Source organism: Salinisphaera orenii subsp. halophila YIM 95161, from assembly GCF_003732545.1.
Lineage (GTDB): Bacteria > Pseudomonadota > Gammaproteobacteria > Nevskiales > Salinisphaeraceae > Salinisphaera > Salinisphaera orenii_A.
The window spans coordinates 1-6,605 of record NZ_AYKF01000142.1 but is presented as its reverse complement, the minus strand read 5'-3'; the positions used below and the strand labels follow the sequence as shown (position 1 = coordinate 6,605).

7 protein-coding genes are annotated in these 6,605 nt (G+C 58.7%); 5 read left to right on the top strand and 2 right to left on the bottom strand.

Annotated features, from left to right (window positions below; translation table 11 throughout):
• Together SAHL_RS16665 and SAHL_RS16660 are read left to right on the top strand one after the other, a co-directional pair.
• On the top strand, nucleotides 1-525 hold a 525-nt coding region (locus SAHL_RS16665), incomplete at its 5' end, for an IS3 family transposase (protein WP_123592543.1).
• Between the two features lie 56 nt (nucleotides 526-581).
• Complete coding sequence (locus SAHL_RS16660; RefSeq protein WP_123592542.1) at nucleotides 582-2,258, top strand: ATP-binding domain-containing protein; 1,677 nt, start codon at nucleotides 582-584, stop codon at nucleotides 2,256-2,258.
• Nucleotides 2,259-2,441: 183 nt separating this feature from the next.
• Here the strand turns inward: SAHL_RS16660 and SAHL_RS16655 are convergent, their stop codons facing one another.
• Both SAHL_RS16655 and SAHL_RS16650 read right to left on the bottom strand, forming a co-directional pair.
• A complete protein-coding gene (locus SAHL_RS16655; RefSeq protein ID WP_123592541.1) occupies nucleotides 2,442-3,149 on the bottom strand; it encodes a hypothetical protein in 708 nt (235 codons plus the stop codon).
• Nucleotides 3,150-3,187: 38 nt separating this feature from the next.
• The gene (locus SAHL_RS16650) at nucleotides 3,188-3,730 is read right to left on the bottom strand and encodes a metallophosphoesterase family protein (protein WP_123592540.1); all 543 of its coding nucleotides are present in this window, start codon (nucleotides 3,728-3,730) and stop codon (nucleotides 3,188-3,190) included.
• Between the two features lie 172 nt (nucleotides 3,731-3,902).
• On the opposite strand from SAHL_RS16650, the gene SAHL_RS16645 reads away from it, so the two are divergent.
• From SAHL_RS16645 to SAHL_RS16635, 3 genes are all read left to right on the top strand, one after another.
• Nucleotides 3,903-4,910, top strand: coding sequence for a helix-turn-helix transcriptional regulator (locus SAHL_RS16645; RefSeq protein ID WP_123592539.1), 1,008 nt, complete (start codon nucleotides 3,903-3,905; stop codon nucleotides 4,908-4,910).
• A 164-nt stretch (nucleotides 4,911-5,074) separates the two neighbouring features.
• On the top strand, nucleotides 5,075-5,470 hold the full coding sequence (locus tag SAHL_RS16640) for a hypothetical protein (RefSeq protein WP_123592538.1): 396 nt from the start codon (nucleotides 5,075-5,077) through the stop codon (nucleotides 5,468-5,470).
• A 146-nt stretch (nucleotides 5,471-5,616) separates the two neighbouring features.
• Nucleotides 5,617-6,456, top strand: a complete 840-nt coding sequence (locus tag SAHL_RS16635) for a type IV toxin-antitoxin system AbiEi family antitoxin domain-containing protein (protein WP_123592537.1) — start codon at nucleotides 5,617-5,619, stop codon at nucleotides 6,454-6,456.
• Nucleotides 6,457-6,605: the final 149 nt, after the last annotated feature.

The following is a 6,605-nucleotide window of genomic DNA, read 5'->3' as shown; positions in this document are numbered from 1 at the left end:
GAGCGCGACTTCGTCGCGCTCGAACCCAACACGAAATGGGTGACCGACATCACCTATATCCGAACCGCTGAAGCTTGGCTCTATCTGTGCGTCATCGTCGACCTCTACAACAAGGCCGTGGTCGGCTGGTCGATGAGCCATCGCCAGACCCGAGATCTCGTGCTCAAAGCCGTGTTGATGGCGCTCTGGCAACGCGAGGCACACGACGAGCCGGTCGTGCTGCACTCCGATAGAGGAACCCAGTTCACCAGCGACGATTACCAGCGCTTTCTTCGCGGCCACAATTTGACCTGCAGCATGAGTGCCGTCGGCCACTGCGGCGACAATGCCGCCGCCGAAGGCTTCTTCGGCATGCTCAAGCGCGAGCGTGTGAACCGGCGGCGCTACCAGACTTTGGCCGAGGCTCGAACCGACGTCTTCGACTATATCGAACGCTTCCATAATCCGCGCATTCGCCAGCGCATGGCAGCCGAAGATCGAAAGTATCCGTTAACCTTTTCTCAACCGTCCGCGAAAACGGGGTAGAACCCAAACCTAGCGGGGTTTGCTTAGCTGCACGCTGGGATTCAACAAGCAACCTGATGGCTGTACTGATACCGAGCGACGTTTTCGAGGGCACAGCGGATCACTACGCCGCCGAGCTGGCGACACTGAAAACGCTGCAAACGGTCCTGCCAGACTCACTGACCGTCTATCACGGCGTGCATTGGTCGTCGGTCTCGCGCTTTGCGACCCGCTACGGCGAAATCGACTTCCTGGTCGTCGACGAGTCGGGCCGTATCGTTGTCATCGAACAGAAGAACGGCCTGCTGGAGGAGGATGGCAACGGCCTGTACAAGCGGTACGACGGCACGCGTCGCAAGTCGGTAGGCGATCAGATACAGCGGTCTCTCGACGCGATCCGAACAAAATTCGCGTCCCAGAACCCGGGCGAAGGCGGTCTGTTCGTGAACTGCCTTCTTTATTGTCCCGATCATCGTGTCCTGCGTGTGAACGGCAGCGCGTTAGACGAAACGCGAGTCGTCGATGCGAGCGCGCGGGATGGTCTCGGGCCGGCGATTGAATCGCTGTTTACCGATGAACGAGAGCTAGACCTGCCCGACCCGGAACGCGTGCACGCCTTCTTTCACCAGAGCCTGGATGTGGTCCCCGACGTCGCCGGACGGATCGGACTCAACGAGACGCGCTATACGCGGTTGGCCGGCGGGCTCTCTGAAATAGTCGAAGGGCTTTCTTTCGAACCGTACAGGCTGCGCATCCAAGGGATCGCCGGTTGTGGCAAGACTCTGGCCGCGCATCAAATAATGCAGCGCTGGCTCGACCGCGGACGCACCCCAATCTACGTGTGCTTTAACCGCGTTCTACGCGACGCTTTGCTCTCGCAATTCCCAACGCGCGCTGACGCGATCCATACCTTTCACGGCCTATGTCATGCCGCTCGCGAAGCCGCGGGGGCGCCGGTCGTGTTCACGGATGCCGACGATCACACCTTCTGGGACGAACTTGTGGATTCCGTGCTCGGCCTGGATATCCCCGACGCGTTGAAATTCGACGCACTCGTCATCGACGAAGGCCAGGATTTTCGTGCGCACTGGTTCGAGGTGCTGCGGCTGTTTTTGACCGATGACTACGAGATGCTCTGGCTTGAGGATCCGAACCAGAACGTATTTGCCATCGAACCGATCGAGACACCAGCCCTGGTAACTTACCGGGCCGATACGAGCTATCGCACGCCGCGCTCCATCGCGACGTTCATCGAGACCACCCTGGGGATTCCTATTGAATGCGGTACCGGTCTTCCCGGGCTCGGCGTAGGTGTGACGACCCACTCGGGTGACCGCCAGTTGATTAAACGGCTTGAGGCTTGCATCAACATGCTGCGCCGCGATGGCTTCGACAACGACCATATCCTGATACTCACCTGCAGTAGTTTCCGGCATTCGGCAATCTACAAGTGCGACACCCTCGCGGGGGTTGGACTGCGCCGTTTCCTTCACTATGACACGAACACCTCGGAGCCGATCTTCAGCGACGGACATCTTCGCTTCGACAGTGTGCTTCGATTCAAGGGCGGCCATGCGCCGGCGGTGATACTAATCGACGTCGCTGCTACGGCTCATAGCGCAGGCGATACCCGCCGCCTGCTGTTTTGCGGCATGACACGGGCCACCGTTCGATTGGAACTGCTGGTCGACGCCGAATCGCCGCTTGCCGAGCCATTGGCAGGAGGACAACGGATTCCGGAGACGATCAAATAACGTGGGCGGAGTACTCGTGACAGCGAGTGGTCGGTACTCGAGCCGTAAACCGAAGGCCCCCCACCCGGCGCAGGCGTGAGATGTCGCAGCGCACTTTGTTCGGACAGAGGCTTAGTTGGACGTCGCGTTGTGTTCGGCTGTGAACGTTTCAGCCCAAGCCATGGAGCCCGAGCGGACTTAGAGTCAGTACGAATTAACGCGAGTCTCCGCGAGCGTGCGGATGAACCCATCGTCAACGACGAGCCAACCGCTGGCACTGGCCGCGCTCGGCTTTGCGCGTGACTCGATGGATCCACACCGTTGACAGAACCACGGCAAACGGCACTCGCGGAATGTGCGTACAGCCCGGTCAAGTACCTCGGTCGTAACGCGCTCGTTCCGTTTCCAGACGATGACGCTAAGCGAGCCACCTTCGTCGAACAGCGGCTGCGTTCGGCTAGCGACTGTCACGGGAACCACAGCGTGCAAAAGCTCGTCCGGTACGAGGGCAACCCTGACGTGCGCGGTTCGGACCCAGCGATAGCCACCGGTGTCGACAACGGACCGCGTGCAGAACAGACATTCATTAGCTGGGGGCCGGGGCCAATCCGGATCACAGGCGAGGTCACGCATGGCACGCGCGCGGCAGAGGCCGTAGTGTGTGTTGCCGGCATAGGACGAAGCCGGTAAAAGTTCGAAGGCGTCGAGATCTTGGCTCGATGCCACTTGCTCCACGTCGTCATCTAGCCAGTGCCAGAAAGCCTCCGGATACTCGTGAGCGAAACGACTCAGCGTCTCTTCTCGAATCGTCGTCCGGCGGATTTCATCGAGTGCATCGATTTGTCGGCTGTTGGTATGGCGCGTGACCGGTTCATCGATCCGGAGCGCGCGACTCTGGTCCTGATCAGGCATAGCAGTTCCTTGTCCGAGTGATTGCTTTCGCCTTTGCATCACCAGATAAAGGACGCTGGGTCCAACGCATGCTCCCCATCCCAGCGGTACGCCACCAGTTTGCCGTTGCGGGCCACACTGTAGTCGAGACAAGCTACGTTCGGTGCCTGAAGGTCCGGTTGGCCAGTAAACCAGTAGTGGCCAAAAAACACCGGTGGCTCAATCGGCGGGTAGGCTTGGAGCGCTTCAGGCGTGGCTGGCAGACCGCGGGTTGCCTCGTACAGGCTCGGCGGGCCAATGACCATACCAGTTAGATCTTCGGCTTCGCTGGCCCACCATCGAACACGCACCTCGTTTCGCATCTTCCCGTTCTTGTCAGGGAACGCCACGCCTGCCGGTAGTTCGATCTCGGCACCTTTGAGTACGATCTCCACTGCGTCGTGTTCTGCCGTACCTTTCTTAGACGACGCGGCCAGAAACGCATCATCCATCTTTCCTGATGCAACGAGCCGGTTGGCTAGATAGGCGATCCACCGGTGATCCCAGCACGCGTGAGCCGCACGGACGCTTTCAAGGTCGATATACAGCGGTAGCTCGTGCATTTGTCGTCAACTGCGGCGCTATCGAATATCAGCTTGGCGACGATTTCACGCTGCGACACAGTTTTCGGTTGTTCGATACACGGGTTCTCTCAACCCTAGATCTCGCTCGCCAGGCAGCGTTACATGTAGGCTTCGGCGACGACTTACCTTAGCCAATACCAACATTTCAACGATGGCCGACAATCGCGACACCCTCTTCCGGCAGTGGACCATGCTGCGTCTTATCCCACGCCATCCGCGGGTGGCATCGACGCGCGAGGTTCATCAAGCGCTCGAAAGCGAGGGATTCGATACCACGCCACGGACCGTCGAACGCGACCTGGACAAGCTTTCCTCAATCTTTGGCTACACGAGCGATACCGCCGGACGAACGAATCATTGGTTTTGGCCAGGTGACTTCAAGAGTATCGACATCCCCGGCCTCGAGCCGAACACGGCACTCGCATTCAACCTCGCCGAGCAACACTTGGCAGAGCTACTCCCGCCGTCGACGTTGCAACTACTGGCGCCCTACTTTGCACGCGCACGCGACATACTTCAGAGCGATAGCGCGCGGCGTTTACACGACTGGACCGACAAAATACGAGTACTCGGGACCGGGCCACAACTGGCTGCAGCGGAGATCGACGTTGATATCCAGCGTGCAATGTACGACGCCCTGCTTCACGAACGGCGCGTCGAAATCACCTACAGCCCACGCCATGGGGGCGAGACAAAAACCTACCACTTCAGTCCGCTCGGCTTAGTCAGCCGCGAGGGCGTCATTTATCTCGTCGGCCCCTTATGGAACTACGCAAATGTCGTGCAGTTGGCATTGCAGCGTGTACGAACCCTCACCCCGCTCGGAACCGATTGCCACTGGCCCGAGGGTTTTGACTTGGACGACTATATCGGTAGCGAACAAGGATTCAGCTACCCAACCGGCGAGGGCCGCATAGAACTCGTGCTCGAAATGGACAATGATGCGGCGCTTCATCTAGCCGAGCGACCACTCAGTACGGATCAGCGGATCACCCCGGCGGAAGAAGACCGCTCGCGTGTTTCGGCCAGCGTGGTCGATACCGACGCACTAACGTGGTGGGTCTTGGGTTTCGGTAGCGCCGTAGAAGTCGTGCAGCCTAAAGAGCTCCGTCAGCGTGTGGGCGAAGCTCACACGGACGCAGCAGCGCAATACGCCTAGCGGCGGCGGGACATCCTTGCCAAATCACTATCACGCGCGCGCTCGACAGGTTTCGGGGAATCGATCATCGCTAATTGCCCAAAGTCCGACAGCGAACTGATCTTGCAGCCCTCTTCTAGGGTCTCAAGAGTGACACGGGCTCAATCGGTCGCGCGCCAGAACAATTGCAGGCGGCCGTAGACCGCTGCGCCGAATCCGCCCTGGGCGCACTCAGCGAGAGAAACCAGCAGTACTTCCTGGATGCGATCGATAAGCTCGATGATCGCGCGGCCGACCTCAAGAATGGACTGGAGCAAAGCCTCAAAGAGCTGGATCGAGACATCCGGGCGACCAAACAACAAGCGCGCTCGATCGCAGACCTGGAAGGAAAGATTGAGCTCCATCAGAAGATCAACGGCCTGGAAAAACGCCGGAACCAACAGCGGCGCGATCTCTATGCCGCTCAGGACCAGATCGACGAAGACAAGGAACGCCTGATCGACGACGTGCAGTCGCGGCTGAAACAGCAGACAGAGCGTGAATCCATCTATCGCCTACGCTGGCACATCCAGACTCAGTAAGCCGCTGCCTTGCAGGCGCCCGTTTACTAAAATCTTTATCAATACATGTTTTATGTAGTTTATTTGCTCGCATTAAACATCGGTATGCGACAGCGACTCAGTTTTTATTTGTCTATTTAGATACAGAATAGTAGTATCTAATTCCCATGCAGAAAACTGATGCAGGACTCATGGCTGCATCGCAAAATCCACCCGAAATGAAGCCGACATCGGCGATCAACCGTCTCTTACTCGCCGCCCCCTATGGCGTGCCGATGACGAGCGACTGGCTCACCGAGCAAGGCATCACACCGCAGATGCTCTGGGGCTACAAGAAAAGCGGATGGCTCGTGCCCCTGGGCCGTGGCGCCTGGATTCGCGCGGGCCAGCCCGTCGATTGGAAGGCCGCCGTGTACGCGTTGCAAAGACAGTCGCCCAATAGCGTTTGGCCCGCCGGACAAACTGCGCTCGCACTCCTGGGCCAGGCGCATTACATCCCGCAGGGCAACGACCCGGTCATTCAGCTCTCAACCGTCAGAGGCTACCGACTGCCTACATGGTTCGAGCGCCTGCCCTTCGGTTCCAACATCGTCAAATGCAATGCGACATCGCTATTCGACGTTGTGGATATCGGCCTGGGATGCTGGCGGGGGTCCGCATTCGACCTCGACATCAGTTCGCCAGAGAGAGCAGCAATCGAACTATGCGACATGACGCCAGCCAACGCTGATCCTGAAGAGGTGATGGAGCTCGTTCAGGGCCTGCCGGCGTTGCGCCCCGCCCTGCTGCAAAAACTGCTGACAGCCTGTCGATCCATCAAGGCAAAGCGCCTGCTACTCGTCCTGGCAGAGATTCTCGAACACAGCTGGCTGAATCAGTTGGACATTACACAACTAGACCTTGGAAGCGGCAAACGAAGCCTTAAGGTGCCAGGCAGATTCCATCCGCGTTACAAGATCACAGTACCCGCCGCCTGGGAAGAGCATGAGGGCCATGCCCGATTTTAGCGAGACATATATAGGTCAGACGCGGCTTCTGCTGACAGTACTTCCATTCGTCAGCCAACATCCCAGTTTCGCGCTCAAGTGAATCAACCCGGGTTTCCCGGAGGCTCGTGGGTTTGAGTCACGCCGCCTTGGCGGACTCGGAAAGTGTG

Excerpts from the sequence above, each read along its gene's own strand:
- SAHL_RS16635 (WP_123592537.1), top strand. The coding sequence starts at position 5,617 with ATGCAGAAAACTGATGCAGGACTCATGGCTGCATCGCAAAATCCACCC.
- SAHL_RS16645 (WP_123592539.1), top strand. The coding sequence starts at position 3,903 with ATGGCCGACAATCGCGACACCCTCTTCCGGCAGTGGACCATGCTGCGT.
- SAHL_RS16655 (WP_123592541.1), bottom strand. The coding sequence starts at position 3,149 with ATGCCTGATCAGGACCAGAGTCGCGCGCTCCGGATCGATGAACCGGTC.
- SAHL_RS16650 (WP_123592540.1), bottom strand. The coding sequence starts at position 3,730 with ATGCACGAGCTACCGCTGTATATCGACCTTGAAAGCGTCCGTGCGGCT.
- SAHL_RS16660 (WP_123592542.1), top strand. The coding sequence starts at position 582 with ATGGCTGTACTGATACCGAGCGACGTTTTCGAGGGCACAGCGGATCAC.